Here is a 16,648-nt window from a genome sequence, read left to right as displayed (position 1 = left end):
ACCGAGCAGCCTCTCAAAGCGCCGGCCCTCCCGGTGCGGCTCGCGACCTCCGTGTGGCAGTCGCTGCACGGCAACGCCCACCGCACCCGCCTGGGCACCTCCGCCCGCGTCCGCCCGACCCGGTTGCGCTGGCAGATCACCCCCGGCGGCAGGCTCGGCTGGCTCACCGCCGCCAAGCCGCGCCTGCACCTCGCCGTCACGAACATGCGCATGCGGTTCGGCTAGTCCTACAGCGCCGCCCACCCCCCTGCCTCGCGGCGCCACCAGCGCCGCGGTTCCACCCATCTCACGAGGAGCGGTTCATGCGAGTTCTCGCGATGACGCTTGCCCTGGTGGCCTCCACCCTGGCCACCCCGACCGCGTTAGCCGCGCCACCGGACTACGGGCTCCCCGGCTCGTACCCGGTGGCGTACAGCGATGTCACCGCCGTGGCGGGCGGCCGGTCCGTCCCTGCCCGCGTCCACTACCCCGCCACCACCTCAGGCACGAACCAGCCCGTCGCGACCGGCCGGTTCCCCGTGATCGCCTTCGGCCACGGCTTCTTCCAGGCCACCTCGAAGTACACGAGCACCAGCACCCACCTGGCGTCGTGGGGCTTCGTCGTGGTCGTCCCGACCACCCAGGGCGGGCTGAGCCCGAGCCACGGCGCGTTCGCCGACGACCTCAACACCGGCCTGACCTGGCTCGTCGCCCAGGACGGGACGACCGGCTCCCGGTTCCGCGACCACATCACCACGACCGCCCTCGGCGTCTCCGGGCACTCGATGGGCGGAGGCGCCGCCGTGCTCGCCGCGGCCCGCAACCCCAAGATCAAGGCCGTCTCCACCTACGCCGCCGCCGAGACGAACCCGTCGGCCAAGGCCGCGGCCGCCACGCTCGCGGCACCGGCGCAGTTCCTGGCCGGTTCGCAGGACACGATCACCCCGGTGGGTGATCATCAGCGGCCGATGTTCACGGCCAAGCCGCCGGCGAGGCAGCTGCGGACGATCACCGGCGGGTTCCACTGCGGCTTCATGGACTCCTCCGGGCTCTTCTGCGACAACGGTTCCATCACCCGCGCCGCCCAGCTCACCGCCTCGAAACGGGTCATGACCTCGTGGTTCCGCCACTACCTGAGCGGCGACACCGCGGCCCGCGACCTCGTGTGGGGGCAGCCGGCGCGCACCGATCCCGCGGTCGTGTTCGAAGGCACCGAGTGACGCCCTGAGCTGAGCCCGGCGGTGGCGCGGAGCACAACCGCTCGTCTGGTCGTGCAGCCGCCGCCGGGTTTGGGCACCCTGGACAGGTCAACTTGTCGAGGTGTGGCGAAGGGACGGTCGGTGACGCGCTCTGACGACATCGGAGACAGACACGACCGGTCCGCGCTCGCGCCCGTGTTCGCCGAGGACCCGGTGGTCGGTCGTGACCTCGCCGAGGTGGACTGGGCCGCCACCCCGCTCGGGCCGCCGGCGCAGTGGCCGCAGAGCCTGCAGACCGCCGTCAGCATCCTGCTGTCGTCGCGGTTCTCGATGTGGCTCGCGTGGGGCCCGGAGCTGACGTTCTTCTGCAACGACGCCTACCGCCGCAACACGCTGGGCCGTAAGTACCCGTGGGCGCTGGGACGCCCGGCCGCCGAGGTGTGGGCCGAGATCTGGGCCGAGATCAAGCCCAGGCTCGACACCGTGCTCGCCACCGGTCACGCCACCTGGGACGAGGCGCTGCGGCTGTTCGTGGAGCGGTCCGGCTACCCCGAGGAGAGCTACCACACCTTCTCCTACAGCCCCCTGCGCGACGAACGCGGTGCGGTCGCGGGCATGTTGTGCGTGGTCAGCGAGGAGACCGACCGCGTCATCGGCGAGCGGCGGATGGCGACGCTGCGCGACCTCGGCTCGGACCCCAGCGTGGCGCGCGAGGAGCAGGAGGTGCTGGCCTTCGCGTGCGCGCAGCTCGGCCGCAACCAGCGCGACCTGCCGTTCACGCTCACCTACGTGTTCGAGGACGGCCACGCGCGGCTGGCCTGCGCGACGGGCATCGCCGCTGGTCATCCGGCTGCTCCCGCACGCGTGTCACCCGCCGACGACCCGGTGGTGTGGCCTGCGGCGGCCGCCAAGCGCGGGAAGTCCGTCGTGGTCGAGCTCGCCGCGTTCACCGGGCTGCCCAGGGACCGCCGGCCCGCGGCCGAGCCCTGGTCGTGCCGCTGCAACGGCCGGGTGGCCAGCCGTACGGGTTCCTGGTGGCGGGCCTCAACCGGTACCGCCCGCTCGACGACGGCTACCGCGGGTTCGTCGAACTGGTCGCGGGCCACATCGCGGCCGGCATCGCGGGCGCCCGCGACTTCCGCGCCCAGCAGCGCCGCGCCGAGGAGCTGGCCGAGCTCGACCGGGCCAAGACGGCGTTCTTCTCCAACATCAGCCATGAGTTCCGCACGCCGCTCACGTTGATCATGGGCCCGGTGCAGGACCTGCACGACCGGCTGGCCGGGGTGGACCCGCAGGCCGGGCAGGAGCTGGAGGTCATCCACCGCAACGGGCTGCGGCTGGGCAAGCTGGTCAACACCCTGCTGGACTTCTCCCGCCTGGAGGCGGGGCGGATGCAGGCGCGCTTCCAGCCCGTCGACCTCGCGGGCGTCACCGCGGAGCTGGCCAGCGTGTTCCGGTCGGCGGTCGAGAAGGCGGGGCTGCGGTTCGAGATCGACTGCTCACCGCTGCCGGAGCCGGTGCACGTCGACCTCGGCCTGTGGGAGAAGGTCGTGCTGAACCTGCTCAGCAACGCGCTGAAGTTCACCGTGGACGGTTCGGTCGGCGTGTCCGTGCGGGCCGGGGCGGACAGGGCGGTCGTCACGGTCAGCGACACCGGTGTCGGCGTGCCGCAGCAGGAGATCCCGCGGCTGTTCGAACGCTTTCACCGCATCGAGAACACGTGGTCGCGGTCCAAGGAGGGCAGTGGCATCGGGTTGGCGCTGGTGCAGGAGCTGGTGGGCCTGCACGGCGGCACGATCCACGCCGAGAGCGCGGAGGGCGTCGGCACGAGCTTCACCGTCGAGCTGCCGTTCGGCACGGGCCACCTGCCGGCTGAGGCGGTGTCGCACGAGGCGGTCATCCCGGCGGCCTCCGACATCGCGGCGCCGTACGTGCAGGAGGCGCTGCGGTGGCTGCCCGACCCGGACCTGACCGTCGAGGCGCTGCTGCCCAGCACGGCCGCCGGTGCCGCACCCGAGGTGCCCGCGACGGTGCTGGTCGCCGACGACAACGCGGACATGCGCGAGTACCTGACCCGGCTGCTGCACCGCGCGGGCTACGAGGTGCGCGCGGTCGACGACGGCCTGGCGGCGCTGGAGGCGGCGGGGCCCGGCCGGACCTGGTCGTGAGCGACGTGATGATGCCGATGGAGGCCTGTCTGGTCGCCCCCTGCGCCGACCGGGACGATGCGGTGCCGGTGCTGTGCTGTCGGCGCGGGCCGGGCAGGAGGGTCCGGCGAGGGCTGGGCGGTGCGGACTACCTGGTGAAGCCGTTCGCCGCGGCGGACCTGCTGGCGCGGGTGCGGGCGAACGTGGACCTGGCGCGGTTGCGCGGCCAGCACGCGCGCTGGCGGGACGCGTTGATCGACTCGCTGCAGGAGGCGTTCTTCGTCTGCGACGACGACGGCACGGTCGTGGAGATCAACGCCGCGTTCACCGACATCCTCGGCTACGGCCCGGCGGACCTGCCCTACCCGGTGCCGCACCCGTGGTGGCCGAGCGATCCCGAGGGGCGCCAGCAGTTCGCCGACGCGTTCGAGGAGCGGTCCGGCCGGGACCAGCGCGCCCACACCGTTCCGGTCACCACCCGCGACGGCAGGCGGTTGTGGATCAGCGCGCTGATGAACCCGGCGCGCGACCCGGACAGCGGCCGCACGATGACGGTGGGCACGTTCCGCGACGTCACCGCCGACCACCACGCCCGCAGGCGCGAGGCGGCGCTCGCCGAGATGAGCGTGCGGCTGTCGCGGGCGGCCAGCACGACCGACGCGCTGGCCCTCGCCCTGGAACAGATGGAGGGCCTCTGGCGGTCCGCCGTCGTGGCGGTGGTGTTCGGCCGCCGGCACGCACCGCTCGTGGTCGGCGGTTCCGAGGGGCTGGTGTGGGAGGACCTGCCGGAGGACCAGCGGGCGACGCTGACCTCGTTCCGCGACCACCCGGCGCTGATCCCGGTCGTCCTGGACGACGGCAGCGCCGCGGTGACGGTCGAGCACCCGGACGGCCCGATGGTGGTGTGGCTGCGGCTGGCGGTGCAGTTCACCGAGCAGGACGAGCTGCTGCTGTCGTTGCTGGCCGGTCATCTCACGCAGGGCCTGTCCCGCGCGCACCAGATCGACGAGCAACGGGAGACCGCGCTGGCGTTGCAACGGGCCATCCTCGGTCCCTCGCACCTGCCGGGCGGCTTCGCCGTGCGGTACGAACCGGCCGCGCGCCCGCTGGAGGTCGGCGGGGACTGGTACGACACGTTCCCGTTGCCGGACGGGCGGATCGGCATCGTGGTCGGTGACTGCGTGGGCCGCGGCCTGTCCGCCGCCGCGGTGATGGGCCAGCTGCGCAGCGCGTGCCGTGCGTTGCTGCTGCAGGAGATCGGCCCGGCCCGCGCCCTGATGGCCCTCGACCAGTTCGCCGCCGGGGTGCCAGGTGCGTTGTGCACCACGGTGTTCTGCGGCGTCCTCGACCCCACCACCGGCCACCTCACCTACTCCAGCGCCGGCCATCCGCCCGCGATCCTGGCGTTGCTCGACGGCACCACCCAGCTGTTGAACGAGGGCCGCTCCATCCCGCTGGCCGTCAAACCGGGCGTGCACCGCAGCGAGGCCGAGTGCACCCTCCCCCCGCGCTCCACCCTGCTGACCTACACCGACGGCCTGGTCGAACGCCGCCGCAGCTCCCTGAACGAGGGCATCGACAAGGCCGCGCACGCCGTCCAGCAGGGCCGCGCCAACGGCCTGGAAGACCTCGCCGGCCAGCTGATGACCACCCTGGCCCCCGCAGGCGGCTACGACGACGACGTCGCCCTGCTCCTGTACCGCCACCCCGCCCCGCTGGACCTGACCTTCCGCGCGGAACCGGGCCAGCTCTACGCCGCCCGCAGCACCCTGCGCACCTGGCTGAGCCAATGCGGACTGTCCACATCGCTCTCCCAGGGCATCCTCCTGGCCGTGGGCGAAGCCTGCGCCAACGCCGTCGAGCACGCCTACCGCGACGTGACCCGCCAGCAGATCCGAGTCCGCGCCGAGTCCTCTGCCACCACCGGCCTGCTGGTCACGGTCGCCGACACCGGCACCTGGAAGACCCCGACCACCGACCCCACCGCTCGCCGCGGCCACGGCACCACCATCATGCAGACGATGATGGACGAGGTCGCGATCCTCCCCGACCCGACCGGCACCACCGTGACGATGCAGGTGATGATTCCCGATGACGACGCCGCTCACCCTGACCACGACCACCGACGCGCACGGCAGACCGGTGGTGAAGGCAGCGGGTGAAATCGACCTGAGCAACACTGCGACCTTCGCCGCCGCCCTGGCCGACACCGAGGGCCCGCTCGTGGTGGACCTGACCGAGGTCCTCTACATCGACAGCGCGGGCATGAGCGTGCTGTTCACGCATGCCGAGCGGACGGAGCTGATCACGTCGCGGCTGCTGACGCCGATCCTGGAGATGTCGGGCCTGACGTCGATGGCGACGGTGCGCCACGCGGAGGAGTAGGCGACCGGCCGTGCCGCGAGGGTGTGTACTGACAGGTGTCTGCCTGGGGCAGGCACCGGCCGCGAAGCTCGTGACATGACCACAACGAGTGTCCCGATCACCGTCTTCGCCCGTACGACGTCCGGCCCCGCGCACACCTACCGGGTCATCGTGCCGATCGACCTGGCCCGGGTGTTCAAGCCGTGGGGTCCGTTCCCCGGCGTCGCGGAGGTGCGTGACCAGACCGGCCCCTGGGACCGGCCGGGGACGTCGCGCCAGACCTGGTTCACCGACGGTTCCAAAGCCGACGAGCGGCTCACCGAGACCGCGGCGAACCACGGCTTCGCCTACGAGCTGAGCGGCTTCACCAACGTGCTGGCCAAGCTGGTCTCCGGGGTGCGCGGCGAGTGGTCGTTCCTGCCCGACGGCACCGGCACGTCGATCCGCTGGACCTACGACTTCCGCCCACTGCCGGGCCGCCGCTGGATCGTCGCGGGCCCGTTCAAGCCGCTCTGGACCCGCTACATGCGTGCCGCCCTCGCCAAGATGGTGACCGTGGTGCAGCAAACGCCCGGTGCGATCATGGAGGAGTGACCGACCTGAGCTTCGGCGCCCTGCTGCGCGGCTGGCGCGACCGCCTCGACCCGGTCGACGCCGGCATCGCCCGGTCCGCCCGCGCGCCCCCGGCTGCGCCGTGAGGAACTCGCCGAGCTCGCCGGCCTTTCCGTCGAGTACGTGCTGCGCCTGGAGCAGGGCCGGGCCACCAACCCCTCCCCGCAGGTCGTCACCGCCGTCGCCCGCGCCCTGCGGCTCACCCCGTCCGAACGCGACCAGCTCTTCCGCGCCGCCGGCCTCCTCGCACCGCGTGACCACACCGTCGGCACCCACGTGCCACCGAGCATCCGCCGCCTCGTCACCCGCCTCGGCGACCTCCCGATCGGTGTGTTCGCCGCCGACTGGAGCCTGCTGTGGTGGAACGACATGTGGACGGCCCTGCACGGCGACCCGTCCGGCCTGCCACCCGCCGAACGCAACCTCGCCCGCGCCCTGTTCGGCACGGGCCAGGGCCGCTGGTACCTGCGCCCGGTCTCCTCGGCAGCGGGGCCGTACGCGTTCGAGACGGCGATCGTCGCGGACCTGCGCGAGGCAGTCGCCCGCTATCCGGCCGACCCGGACCTGGCCGTGCTGGTGGAGGCGTTGCGCACGGCCTCACCGTTCTTCGGCGAACTGTGGGCCACGGCGGGAATGGAGCAGCTGACCGGCGACCTGAAGACGATCAGCCACCCCGAACTCGGTGACGTCACCCTGGACTGCGACGTGCTGACCGTGCCGGGAGTCGACCTGCGCATCGTCACCTACACGGCGGCTCCGGGAACCCGCGGCGCCGAGCAGCTCGACCTCATGCGCGCGTCGTCGCTCAGCGAGGCCCGCTGACCATCGGGTGCCCTGCCAGATCCGAAACTGGTGGACGCCGTGCGGCCGAGGTTCGATCAATTCGACCTGGGCCGTCGGCGCGGGTTCCACCACGGTGGCGTGATCGCTAGCCGGCGAACAGGTGCCCGAGCCGGTAGTCGATGATCCGCGTCGCCTGCTCGGTGTCGTAGGCCTCGACCAGGATTGCGCTGAGCAGGCCGGCAGTCATGGTCGCGAGCGCGTCGGCCTCCAGCCGGGTGTCGAAGTGCGCCGGAACGCCGCCGCGCTGCTGGGCTTGTTCGAGCTGGCCGGCGACCAGGCGTACGAGGTGGGGCAGCATGGCCTGCTGGTCCGGAGCCTGGCCGCCGCGGATGACGTCGACGGCGAAGTAGGCGATCTGCACCGCGCACAGCATGCGGCTGCGTTCGTCGGCCGGCAGCACGGCGAGCAGGCACGCGCGGACGACGGCGCGTTCGTCGCCTGTCTGCAGCGCCTCGGCGATGTCCCGTCCTGCCCGCTCGGCGCCCAGTTCGGTGATGCGGTGCCAGGCGTACTGCAGCATCTGCTCCTTGGCCGGGAAGTAGTACTGCACCTGGAACATCGAGATGCCGGCCTCCGCGGCGACCGCCCGCAGCGTCACCGCCTGAAGGCCCTGCGTCGCCGCGATCCGGAAGAGCGCCTCCGCGATCTCACGCCTTCTCTCGTCGTGGTCAACGCGTTTCGGCACGTGGTCACTGTGCCACACCGGCTGCTGCTGGCCTGACGGGCCGGTTTGCTATAACATTGCATCTGCATTGGACAGACCGACCTGGGGGTCGACATGCTCGGAAAGTTCAAGGATCAGAAGGCTCAGGAGAACTACTTCGCCACGTACGACGCGATTGTGCGGAAGTGGCCCGTTCCGGCCGAGGAGTTGGACGTCGAGACGCAGTTCGGGCCGACCAGGGTCCGGCGCAGCGGCACTGGGCAGGGCACGCCGATCGTGCTGCTGCACGGTGTCATGGGCACGTCGTTGTCGTGGTACTCGTGCGTCGCCGAACTGGCCGAGCGGCATACGGTGTACGCGGTGGACACGATCGGTGAACCGGGTCGCTCGGTCCAGACGCGTCCCGTGCAGAGCGGCCAGGACCAGGCGGACTGGCTCGCCGACGTGCTCGCCGGCCTCGGCCACGAGAAGTACCACCTCGTCGGGATCTCCCGCGGCGCCATCTTCGCGCTGGACCTCGCCACGCGCTCCGGCGACCGGATCGCGAGCGTGATCGCTTTCGAACCAGGGGGCTTCGGAACCGCCGGGCTGCGGTTCGTCCTCTGGAGCTTCGGCCAGATGTTCCGCTGGCTGCTGCCGGCGCCGATCCTGCGCCGGATCATGCCCGGAGATCCCCACGTGCGCCGCACCCTGGCCCCGCTGCTGATCCGCGGGCTCAAGTACAAACCGCACGTCCCGCCGCAGCACGAGTTCACCGACGACGAACTGCGCGCGATCGACGTGCCAGTCCACTTCGTGTTCGCCGAACGCAACAACGTCTACGACGCACGCGAGGTCACTGCCCGCGTCGAGGCGCTCAATCCCCTCCTCCACGCGGAGATCGTGCCGAAGACCACCCACGCGCTGCCCCTGGAGGAACCGGACCTGACGATCTCCCGGATCCTCACCCTCGTCGAGGACGACAGGGCGGACCTGCCGGAATGAGAAGGCGCTCAGCCAGTCGATCTTCGCCATCGGCGCACTGCTCGCTCCGCCGCCGGAACTGAGATCCGCCCTGCAGTTCAGCCTTGGCTGTATTACAGCGTGCACTGTACTGTTCTGCACATGCTGACCTGTGAGGCGCGTGGCGCGGCACTCGCCCGACTGGGGCGCGCGCTGGCCGACCCGACCCGGTGCCGAATTCTCGTCGCCCTGCTGGACGGCCCCGGCTACCCGGCACAGATGGCCGAGCAGCTGGAGCTGACCAGGTCGAACGTGTCGAACCACCTGTCGTGCCTGCGAGGCTGCGGCCTGGTCGTGGCGACCTACGAGGGCCGGCAGGTGCGCTACGACCTCGCTGATCCTCATCTCGCCCGCGCTCTGCGCGAACTGGTGGATGTTGTTCTCGCGGTCGACACGGACTGCGTCGACTCTCCGGCGCTCACAGATGCGGTTGGTTCATGAGCGAGCAGCGCGAAGGGCTCTCGCTCGCCGGGACCAGTGGATGCGCGGACGGTTGCTGCGCATCCACGCCCACCATCGCACCCGAGCGCAAAGCGGTGCTGACGCGACGGGTGCGCTGGTTGGTCGGCCTGACCATCACCTACAACGTCATCGAAGCGATCATCGCTATCAGTGCGGGCACCATCGCCTCCTCCACGGCGTTGATCGGGTTCGGTCTCGACTCGGTGATCGAGGTCGCTTCCGCTCTCGCCGTGGCGTGGCAGTTCTCCGGCAGTGATCCCGAGCCGCGTGAACGCACGGCGCTCAAGGTGATCGCGGTGTCGTTCTTCGCACTCGCGGCTTACGTCACGTTCGACTCGGTGCTGTCGGTCTTCGGCGGGGAGCGCGCCGAGCACTCGACGGTCGGCATCGTGCTCGCCGCCGTCTCGCTGGCCGTCATGCCCGGCCTTTCCCACGCGCAACGCCGAGCCGGTCGTGAACTCGGTTCGGCCAGCGCCGTCGCGGACTCCAAGCAGACCTTGCTGTGCACGCACCTGTCCGGTGTGTTGCTGGTCGGTCTGGTGGTGAACAGCCTGTTCGGCTGGTGGTGGGCAGATCCGTTGGCAGCGCTGGTGATCGCGGTGGTCGCGGTGAGGGAAGGCCGCGAGGCGTGGCGAGGGAAGCACTGCTGCTGATGACCGGTTCGATCGTCCTGGACGTGCTCATCGCGATCGCCCTGGGGATGGCGCTCGTCTGGCTGGCGCTGGTGATCGTGCTGGTCGTCGTCCGGCCGCGCGGCGGGTTGCTGCGTGAGGCGTTGCGGGTGCTGCCCGACGTGCTGCGACTGGTGCGCCGGCTGGCCGCGGACAAGGCGCTGCCACGCGGTGTTCGCGTCCGGCTCTGGCTGTTGCTGGCCTACCTCGTGGTGCCGATCGATCTCATTCCCGACTTCATCCCCGTGCTGGGATACGCCGACGACGCGATCATCGTCGTGGCCGTGCTGCGGAGTGTTGTGCGCCGCGCCGGGCTCGATGCGGTGCGGGCGCACTGGCCGGGGACGGAGGACGGTTTCGCGGCCGTGGTCAAGCTGACCGGACTTCCTCCGACCAGGTGAGTGCCGACCGGCTTGAAGTTCACCGGCGGCACGGATTTGCTCGACCGTGAAGGTCGCCGCGATCGGCACGCGGAACTCGACCCGCTCACGGCCGCCATCGACGAGCTCTTGGCCGCCGGCAGCGTTGCGCAGAACCCGAAGTGCGATCAACATTGAAAGATGTCGAAGCGAGGGTCTCGGATGGCGGCGGTGCTGAGGAGTGTGGCCCGCCCGGTCACGGCCTGAGTGCGGCGGCGATCCTCGCGACCGTCGCTTTCGCGGTCGGTCCGACGCCGATGAGCGTCGCGGACGCGGGTCCGGTCCAGCTCCCGTAGCCGAGCAGGTGCAGGCGGGGTTCGTCGACGGCGGTCGTGCCGGTGACGGCAACGCGCCCTTCGGCGTTGCGCAGGCGCAGCGCGGCGAGGTGGCTGAGCACCGACCGGAATCCGGTGCACCACACGACAACGTCAGCGCGGCCCAGCGCGTCCACGTCCATCGGCACGGCGACGAGCAGTCCGCGGTCACGTGCCTCGCGGACGGGCGGAACGGCCACGATGTCGCCGAGCTCGCCGACGCTGCCGCGCCGGGTCGCGATGTCGAACAAGGCTTTGCCGTCGATCTCGTCCGGCATGTACCGCGGCGGTCGGCGGGTCATCCAGGTCAGGTCGGCGTGCGGGACGAGGTCGGCGGCGATCTGAGCGCCGGAGTTGCCGCCACCGACTACGACGACGTTCTGCCCGGCGAACTCGAGCGGGTCGCGGTAGTCGACGGTGTGCAGCCGACGGCCAGGCAGGTCCGTCAACGGCAGGAAGGGCCGCCACCAGGTGCCGGTCGCGCTGATGACGTGCCGCGCGGCCCAGGTCCCGGAGTCGGTGTGCACCAGCAGCCCGTCCTCGCCGCGGCTCACCGAGGTGACCTGGACGGGGCGGTGGACGGGGATGTCGTAGCGCTTCTCGTAGGCGGCGAGGTAGTCGACGACGTGCTGCGCGGTCGGGTAGCCGTCCGGGAAGGCCGGCATCGGCCAGCCGGGCAACGAGCTGTGCCGGGCGACGGAGAACAGCCGCAGCGAGTTCCACGTGTGCGGCCACGCCCCACCGGGCACCGGCTGGGCGTCCAGCACGACGTGGCCGATACCGGCTCGGCGCAGGTAGAAGGCGGCGGCCAGCCCTGCCTGGCCGCCGCCGATCACCACGACGTCAGAGGTGAGCACGAGCCGCCCACCGACGACGCAGCCACAGGCTCACGTACACGAGCCCGACGAGCACCGGCACCTCGATCAGCGGCCCGACCACGCCAGCGAGGGCCTGCCCGGAGGTCACGCCGAACACACCGATCGCGACGGCGATGGCGAGCTCGAAGTTGTTGCCCGCGGCGGTGAACGCGAGTGTCGTGGTGCGCTCGTAGGACAGTCCGGACGCCTTGCCCAGCGCGTACGACCCGGCCCACATGATGGCGAAGTAGACCAGCAGCGGCAGGGCGATGCGGGCGACGTCGAGCGGCCGGCTGGTGATGTTCTCGCCCTGCAACGCGAACAGGATGACGATCGTGAACAGCAAGCCGTACAGGGCGATCGGCCCGACGCGGGGCAGGAACTTCGACTCGTACCAGTCCCGGCCACGCGACCGCTCCCCCAGCTTGCGGCTCAGGTAGCCGGCCAGCAGAGGAATGCCGAGGAAGATGAGCACGGACTTGGCGATCTCCCAGGCGGAGAAGTCGACCGCGGTGGTGTCGAGGCCGAGCCAGCCGGGCAGCAGGTCGAGGTAGAACCAGCCGAGCACGCCGAACATGACCACCTGGAACACCGAGTTCAACGCCACGAGCACCGCGGCCGCTTCCCGGTCGCCACACGCGAGGTCGTTCCAGATGATGACCATGGCGATGCAGCGGGCGAGGCCGACGATGATCAAGCCGGTGCGGTACTCGGGCAGGTCCGCGAGGAAGATCCACGCCAGCGCGAACATCAGCGCCGGGCCGAGAACCCAGTTCAGCACCAACGACAACGCCATCGTGCGGCGGTCGCGGGTGACGGTGTCGAGCTTGTCGTAGCGGACCTTCGCGAGCACCGGGTACATCATCAGCAAGAGCCCCAGCGCGATGGGCAGGGACACCTCACCGATCTTCACCGCGTCCAGCACGCCCTGCAGACCGGGGACGAACCGGCCGAGCAGCAGACCGGCGACCATGGCGACGCCGATCCACACCGGTAGCAACCTGTCCAAGAAGGACAATCGGTGCAGCACGTCCGGCGCCGCGCTTTCCTTGGTGCTCAACAGGTTCTCCTGGGTCTGGGCAGGCGTCATCGTCCGATGACAAGCATCGGGTTCCGAACGTGGTCGGATCAGTCGCAGCAGGCGCTGGTGTCGCGCAACGGTCCGCCTGGCGCGAGCACTGCAGCGAGGGTGTCAATGGCGGCGTTGTCGATGCGGTACCAGCTCCAGGTGCCACGCCGTTCGCGACTGAGCACGCCGGCCTGCACGAGGATCTTGAGGTGGTGGCTGAGCGAGGACTGCGGCATGTCGAACTGGTCGGCGAGGTCGCAGAAGCACGCTTCCTGGCCTTCTGTGCGCCGCACGAGCCCGACCAGCTCGACCCGGATCGGATCGCCGAGCGCCTTGAACAGGCGTGCGGCGGTCGTCGAGTCGAGCAGCACCTGGTCCTGGCTCGTCATGGTGAGCACCATAGCGGCTTGGATTGACAAAAGTCGATACACGGAGTGTGATCTGTATCGACATACTTCGGTCCAAGGAGATCTGATGTCCCGCACCAGCGGACTCCCCCAGCACGAGCTCACCGCCCAGCTGCTCCGGATCACCGACGAACTCGCCGACCGTTTCCACAGCGTGTTCAGCCGCGAGACCGTCGCGAAGGTGGTGGACGAGACCTACGACCTCCTTGCGCAGAACGCCACCGTCACCACCTACCTGCCGGTCCTGACCGGGCGGTTCGCCCGCCAGCGCCTGACTGACCAGAGCCGCGCCGAAGACATGACCACGATCACCGTTCCGCAGGTCCTGTTCATCTGCGTCCACAACGCCGGCCGCTCGCAGATCGCCGCCGCGCTGCTGGAGCACCACGCGTTCGGCAAGGTCTCCGTGCGCTCGGCGGGCAGCAATCCGACCGGCGCCATCCTGCGGACCGTCACCGACGCGCTCGACGAGGTGGGCATCTCGCTCATCGAGGCCTTCCCCAAGCCGCTGACCGACGAGGTCGTGCGCGCCGCCGACGTCGTGGTCACCATGGGCTGCGGCGACACCTGCCCCGTCTACCCCGGCAAGCGCTACCTCGACTGGGACGTCGCCGACCCCGCCGGTGCACCGTTGAACACCGTGCGGGAGATCCGCGACGACATCGACCGCCGCGTCCGCGACCTGCTGGCCGGGATCAAGCCGTGAAGAAGGAGAACACCGTGTCCACCACCCCCGAGGTGCTGTTCGTCTGCGTGCACAACGCGGGCCGCTCCCAGATGGCCGCCGCACTGCTGCAGCACTACGGCATGGGCCGCATCGCGGTGCGCTCGGCGGGTTCCGAGCCCGCCGAGAAGGTCAACCCGGCCGCTGCCGCCGCACTCGCCGAGTGGGGTCTCGACATCACCGCCGAGGTGCCCTCGAAGCTCACGACCGAGGACGTCGAAGCCTCCGACGTCGTCATCACGATGGGCTGCGGCGACACCTGCCCGGTGTTCCCCGGCAAGCGCTACCTCGACTGGCAGCTCGACGACCCCGCGGGTCAGGGCATCGACGCGGTGCGGCCGATCCGTGACGACATCGACCGCCGGGTGCGCGGGCTGGTCGCCGAACTGCTGGACTAGCGCGGCACGCTGGCCGTCGACAACGCGGCCGCCAGCACCCCGATCGCGCCCAGCACCACGAACACGGCCGGGAACCCGCCCAGCCACGCCGCCAGCGCGCTGCCCGCCCACGGCGCGATGGCGGCCGTGAGCATGACGGGCGCGGTGAGCAGGCCGTTCAACTGTCCGTAGTGGACCGCTCCCCACCGGTCGGTGATCGCGGTCGCCTGCACGAGCGTGAAGATCCCGCGCGTGACTCCGGCGAGCACCGAGCCCGCGATCAGCAGCAGGGCGGGTCCGGGCACCACGCCCAGCAGCACGGTCACGGCCGCGCTGACCAGGAGGACCAGCACGGTCCGGGTGCGCACCGATGTGCGCGCGGCGAGCCTGGCGTAGCCGAGCCGGCCGAGGACCTGACCGACTCCGCCCAGACCGAGCGCCACGGCCGCCGCCGTCGTCGTCATGCCGCGTTCGGTGAGCAGCGGGACGAGGTTGATCACGACGGCGTACACGCTGAACGCAGCCAGGCTCATCGCCACCACGAGCACCAGGAACGGCCTGCTGCGCGCCACCGCGGACGGGGTGTGCACGGTCTCGTGCTCGACCGCCGGCCACGGCAGCCGCAAGCCCCACAGATGCAACGGAATCGTCGTGACAGCAAGGAATCCCGCGAGGACGAGGTACGTTGCGCGCCAGTCCAGTTGATCGTTCAGCACGGCCGTCAACGGCGCGAACACGGTGCTGGCCAGCCCGGCGACGAGGGTGACCGCGGTCAAGGCGGTGACGCGGCGCGGTCCGTACCAGCGGGTCAGCGCGGCGAACGCCGGCGCGTAGAACACCCCCGCCATCGCGACCCCGGCCAGCAACCACGCCGCACTGAACCACACCAACGAGCGCGCGCTCGCCAGTGCGACAAGCGCAAGCACGGCGAGTACTGAGCCGGTGGCCATGATGGCGCGCGGACCGTGCCGGTCGAGCAGCTTGCCCACCGGGATGCCGACCAGGCCCGCGACGATCTGACTGGCGGAGAACCCGGCCGTGATCGCGGCGAGCGACCAGCCCGTGTTGCCGCCGATCGTCGGCAGCAACACGGGAAAGGCGTAGTAGAGCACCCCCCAGCTGATGATCTCGGTGGTGCACAACACGACCAGCACCCGGCGCAACCCGGCGTCAAGGCCAGGCTGCGCCGCGGTGTCAGCGTGCACCGGGCGCGAGGCCGATCGACACCTCAACCGCCTCCGGCGCACCGCAGCAGCCGTTCTTCTCCTCGGCCGGGGCGTCGAACACGCCGGCACCGCCGCACACCCCGGTCTCGGGCAGCACGAGCTCCACCCGGCCGGCCGACTCGTGGTCCCCCGCGATCGCCGCGACGACCGACCGCACCTGCTCGTAGCCGGTGAGCGCCAGGAACGTCGGCGCACGGCCGTAGCTCTTCATGCCCACCAGGTAAACGCCCGGCTCGGGGTGGCGCAACTCGCCTTCACCGTGCGGGTAAACGGTGCCGCACGAGTGGACGTTCGGGTCGATCAGCGGCGCGAGCTTCGTCGGCGCCTGCAGCACCGGATCCAGGTCCAGGCGCACCTCCGACAGCCACGACAGGTCCGGCCGGAACCCGGTCAGCACCACGACCTCGTCAACACCCTCGACGCGGTGGCCGTCGAACGACTCCAGCACGAGGCTCCCGTCCACGGCCCGCTCGACCGCGGCGGTGCGGAACCCGGTGACCGTCTCGATGTGCCCGGCTTCCGCGGCCTTCTTCGCACGCAACCCCAGCGCGCCGCGCGCGGGCAGCTGGTCCGCCTCGCCGCCACCGAACACGTTGCCCACCGCACCGCGCCGCAACAACCACACGACCTTCGTGCCGGGTTCCTGCTCGGCGAGATCCGCGAGTGCCACCAGCGCGGTCAACGCCGAATGCCCACTACCCGCTACCGCAATCCGCTTACCGGCGTACCGCTCCCGTTCCACCGCCAGGTCCGGCACTCGGTAGTTGATCCGCGCGGTCTCCGCTCGCTCCCCCACCGCGGGAAGACCGTCACCGCCCAACGGGTTCGGCGAACCCCACGTGCCGGACGCGTCGATCACCGCTCGCGCCGCGACCCGCTCCTCCCCGTTCGCGGTCTGCACGTGCACCGTCAGCGGCTCGTCCTCACGCCCGGCGTCGACCACGCGGTCCCGGCCACGCCGCGCCACTCCGACAACCCGCGCACCGAGGCGCACCCGGTCGCCCAAGGCTGCAGCGAGCGGCCGCAGGTACTCCTCCGCCCACTCGGCCCCGGTCGGATACGTGTCGCCATCCGGATGAACCCACCCGGTCGGCTCCAGCAGACGCTGGGCCGCGGGGTCGACGAGCTCGCTCCACCGCGAGAACAACCGCACGTGGTTCCACTGCGACACAGCGGCTCCGGCCTGGTCCCCGGCCTCCAGCACGACAACGCGCTCACCTCGCTCGACCAGATGCGCCGCCGCGGACAAACCCGCAGGCCCGGCACCCACCACGACGACCGGCAACTCGTTCACCGCGCACCCCTTGCATCG

At 70.9% G+C, this 16,648-nt stretch carries 21 protein-coding genes; 15 read left to right on the top strand and 6 right to left on the bottom strand.

The features are described from left to right. The first annotated feature begins 33 nt into the window (after positions 1 to 33). From BBK82_RS49130 to BBK82_RS30020, 8 genes are all read left to right on the top strand, one after another. The gene (locus BBK82_RS49130; RefSeq protein WP_065917996.1) at positions 34 to 225 is read left to right on the top strand and encodes a hypothetical protein; all 192 of its coding nucleotides are present in this window, start codon (positions 34 to 36) and stop codon (positions 223 to 225) included. A 77-nt stretch (positions 226 to 302) separates the two neighbouring features. Continuing rightward, the gene (locus BBK82_RS30045; RefSeq protein ID WP_218920366.1) at positions 303 to 1,199 is read left to right on the top strand and encodes an alpha/beta hydrolase family protein; all 897 of its coding nucleotides are present in this window, start codon (positions 303 to 305) and stop codon (positions 1,197 to 1,199) included. 120 nt (positions 1,200 to 1,319) lie between these two features. Then, positions 1,320 to 2,420, top strand: coding sequence for a PAS domain-containing protein (locus BBK82_RS54540; RefSeq protein ID WP_237047657.1), 1,101 nt, complete (start codon positions 1,320 to 1,322; stop codon positions 2,418 to 2,420). Between the two features lie 2 nt (positions 2,421 to 2,422). After that, positions 2,423 to 3,346: a hybrid sensor histidine kinase/response regulator gene (locus tag BBK82_RS54535; RefSeq protein WP_237048443.1), complete on the top strand. Its 924-nt coding sequence runs from the start codon at positions 2,423 to 2,425 to the stop codon at positions 3,344 to 3,346. Next, positions 3,343 to 5,487, top strand: a complete 2,145-nt coding sequence (locus BBK82_RS54530; RefSeq protein WP_065917993.1) for a SpoIIE family protein phosphatase — start codon at positions 3,343 to 3,345, stop codon at positions 5,485 to 5,487. The genes BBK82_RS54535 and BBK82_RS54530 overlap by 4 nt, the downstream gene beginning before the upstream one ends. Further along, on the top strand, positions 5,468 to 5,710 hold the full coding sequence (locus BBK82_RS30030; RefSeq protein WP_237047656.1) for an STAS domain-containing protein: 243 nt from the start codon (positions 5,468 to 5,470) through the stop codon (positions 5,708 to 5,710). Before BBK82_RS54530 ends, BBK82_RS30030 begins: the two co-directional genes overlap by 20 nt. Positions 5,711 to 5,785: 75 nt before the next feature. Beyond that, positions 5,786 to 6,283 carry an SRPBCC family protein gene (locus BBK82_RS30025; protein ID WP_065917991.1) on the top strand — a complete coding sequence of 166 codons (498 nt, stop codon included), beginning with the start codon at positions 5,786 to 5,788 and terminating at the stop codon, positions 6,281 to 6,283. Between the two features lie 141 nt (positions 6,284 to 6,424). After that, the gene (locus BBK82_RS30020) at positions 6,425 to 7,123 is read left to right on the top strand and encodes a helix-turn-helix transcriptional regulator (protein WP_237047655.1); all 699 of its coding nucleotides are present in this window, start codon (positions 6,425 to 6,427) and stop codon (positions 7,121 to 7,123) included. A gap of 106 nt (positions 7,124 to 7,229) precedes the next feature. Here the strand turns inward: BBK82_RS30020 and BBK82_RS30015 are convergent, their stop codons facing one another. Continuing rightward, on the bottom strand, positions 7,230 to 7,829 hold the full coding sequence (locus BBK82_RS30015; protein WP_065921460.1) for a TetR/AcrR family transcriptional regulator: 600 nt from the start codon (positions 7,827 to 7,829) through the stop codon (positions 7,230 to 7,232). Positions 7,830 to 7,922: 93 nt separating this feature from the next. On the opposite strand from BBK82_RS30015, the gene BBK82_RS30010 reads away from it, so the two are divergent. The 5 genes from BBK82_RS30010 (at position 7,923) to BBK82_RS50720 (ending at position 10,500) form a co-directional block, all read left to right on the top strand. Continuing rightward, complete coding sequence (locus BBK82_RS30010; protein WP_065917990.1) at positions 7,923 to 8,792, top strand: alpha/beta fold hydrolase; 870 nt, start codon at positions 7,923 to 7,925, stop codon at positions 8,790 to 8,792. 120 nt (positions 8,793 to 8,912) lie between these two features. Then, the gene (gene cmtR / locus BBK82_RS30005) at positions 8,913 to 9,251 is read left to right on the top strand and encodes a Cd(II)/Pb(II)-sensing metalloregulatory transcriptional regulator CmtR (protein ID WP_065917989.1); all 339 of its coding nucleotides are present in this window, start codon (positions 8,913 to 8,915) and stop codon (positions 9,249 to 9,251) included. After that, on the top strand, positions 9,248 to 9,925 hold the full coding sequence (locus BBK82_RS30000; RefSeq protein WP_065917988.1) for a cation efflux transmembrane domain-containing protein: 678 nt from the start codon (positions 9,248 to 9,250) through the stop codon (positions 9,923 to 9,925). The genes cmtR and BBK82_RS30000 overlap by 4 nt, the downstream gene beginning before the upstream one ends. Further along, entirely contained in the window at positions 9,925 to 10,344 is a 420-nt protein-coding gene (locus tag BBK82_RS29995) for a YkvA family protein (protein ID WP_065921459.1), read from the top strand. The genes BBK82_RS30000 and BBK82_RS29995 overlap by 1 nt, the downstream gene beginning before the upstream one ends. A gap of 12 nt (positions 10,345 to 10,356) precedes the next feature. Beyond that, positions 10,357 to 10,500: a hypothetical protein gene (locus BBK82_RS50720; RefSeq protein WP_154697586.1), complete on the top strand. Its 144-nt coding sequence runs from the start codon at positions 10,357 to 10,359 to the stop codon at positions 10,498 to 10,500. A gap of 58 nt (positions 10,501 to 10,558) precedes the next feature. On the opposite strand, the gene BBK82_RS29990 is transcribed toward BBK82_RS50720, so the two are convergent. Genes BBK82_RS29990 through BBK82_RS29980 form a run of 3 tightly spaced genes read right to left on the bottom strand, consistent with a single transcriptional unit; the run spans position 10,559 to position 12,991 of the window. Beyond that, on the bottom strand, positions 10,559 to 11,533 hold the full coding sequence (locus tag BBK82_RS29990; protein ID WP_065917987.1) for an ArsO family NAD(P)H-dependent flavin-containing monooxygenase: 975 nt from the start codon (positions 11,531 to 11,533) through the stop codon (positions 10,559 to 10,561). Then, on the bottom strand, positions 11,520 to 12,623 hold the full coding sequence (gene arsB / locus BBK82_RS29985; RefSeq protein WP_065917986.1) for an ACR3 family arsenite efflux transporter: 1,104 nt from the start codon (positions 12,621 to 12,623) through the stop codon (positions 11,520 to 11,522). The genes BBK82_RS29990 and arsB overlap by 14 nt, the downstream gene beginning before the upstream one ends. A gap of 38 nt (positions 12,624 to 12,661) precedes the next feature. After that, complete coding sequence (locus BBK82_RS29980; protein ID WP_237047654.1) at positions 12,662 to 12,991, bottom strand: ArsR/SmtB family transcription factor; 330 nt, start codon at positions 12,989 to 12,991, stop codon at positions 12,662 to 12,664. 85 nt (positions 12,992 to 13,076) lie between these two features. Between BBK82_RS29980 and BBK82_RS54525 the strand changes: the two genes are divergently transcribed. Both BBK82_RS54525 and BBK82_RS29970 read left to right on the top strand, forming a co-directional pair. Continuing rightward, positions 13,077 to 13,715, top strand: a complete 639-nt coding sequence (locus BBK82_RS54525; RefSeq protein WP_065917984.1) for an arsenate reductase/protein-tyrosine-phosphatase family protein — start codon at positions 13,077 to 13,079, stop codon at positions 13,713 to 13,715. A gap of 14 nt (positions 13,716 to 13,729) precedes the next feature. Then, a complete protein-coding gene (locus BBK82_RS29970) occupies positions 13,730 to 14,131 on the top strand; it encodes an arsenate reductase ArsC (RefSeq protein WP_065921458.1) in 402 nt (133 codons plus the stop codon). Here the strand turns inward: BBK82_RS29970 and BBK82_RS29965 are convergent. Both BBK82_RS29965 and BBK82_RS29960 read right to left on the bottom strand, forming a co-directional pair. After that, entirely contained in the window at positions 14,128 to 15,315 is a 1,188-nt protein-coding gene (locus BBK82_RS29965) for an MFS transporter (protein ID WP_065917983.1), read from the bottom strand. The two genes, BBK82_RS29970 and BBK82_RS29965, sit on opposite strands and share 4 nt — an antisense overlap. Further along, on the bottom strand, positions 15,305 to 16,630 hold the full coding sequence (locus BBK82_RS29960) for an FAD-dependent oxidoreductase (protein WP_065917982.1): 1,326 nt from the start codon (positions 16,628 to 16,630) through the stop codon (positions 15,305 to 15,307). Before BBK82_RS29960 ends, BBK82_RS29965 begins: the two co-directional genes overlap by 11 nt. Between the last annotated feature and the right edge of the window lie 18 nt (positions 16,631 to 16,648).

The organism is Lentzea guizhouensis (assembly GCF_001701025.1).
In the GTDB taxonomy this organism is placed as follows: domain Bacteria; phylum Actinomycetota; class Actinomycetes; order Mycobacteriales; family Pseudonocardiaceae; genus Lentzea; species Lentzea guizhouensis.
Note: the sequence above shows the minus strand (reverse complement) of the source record. Positions and strands in the feature narration are given on the sequence as shown.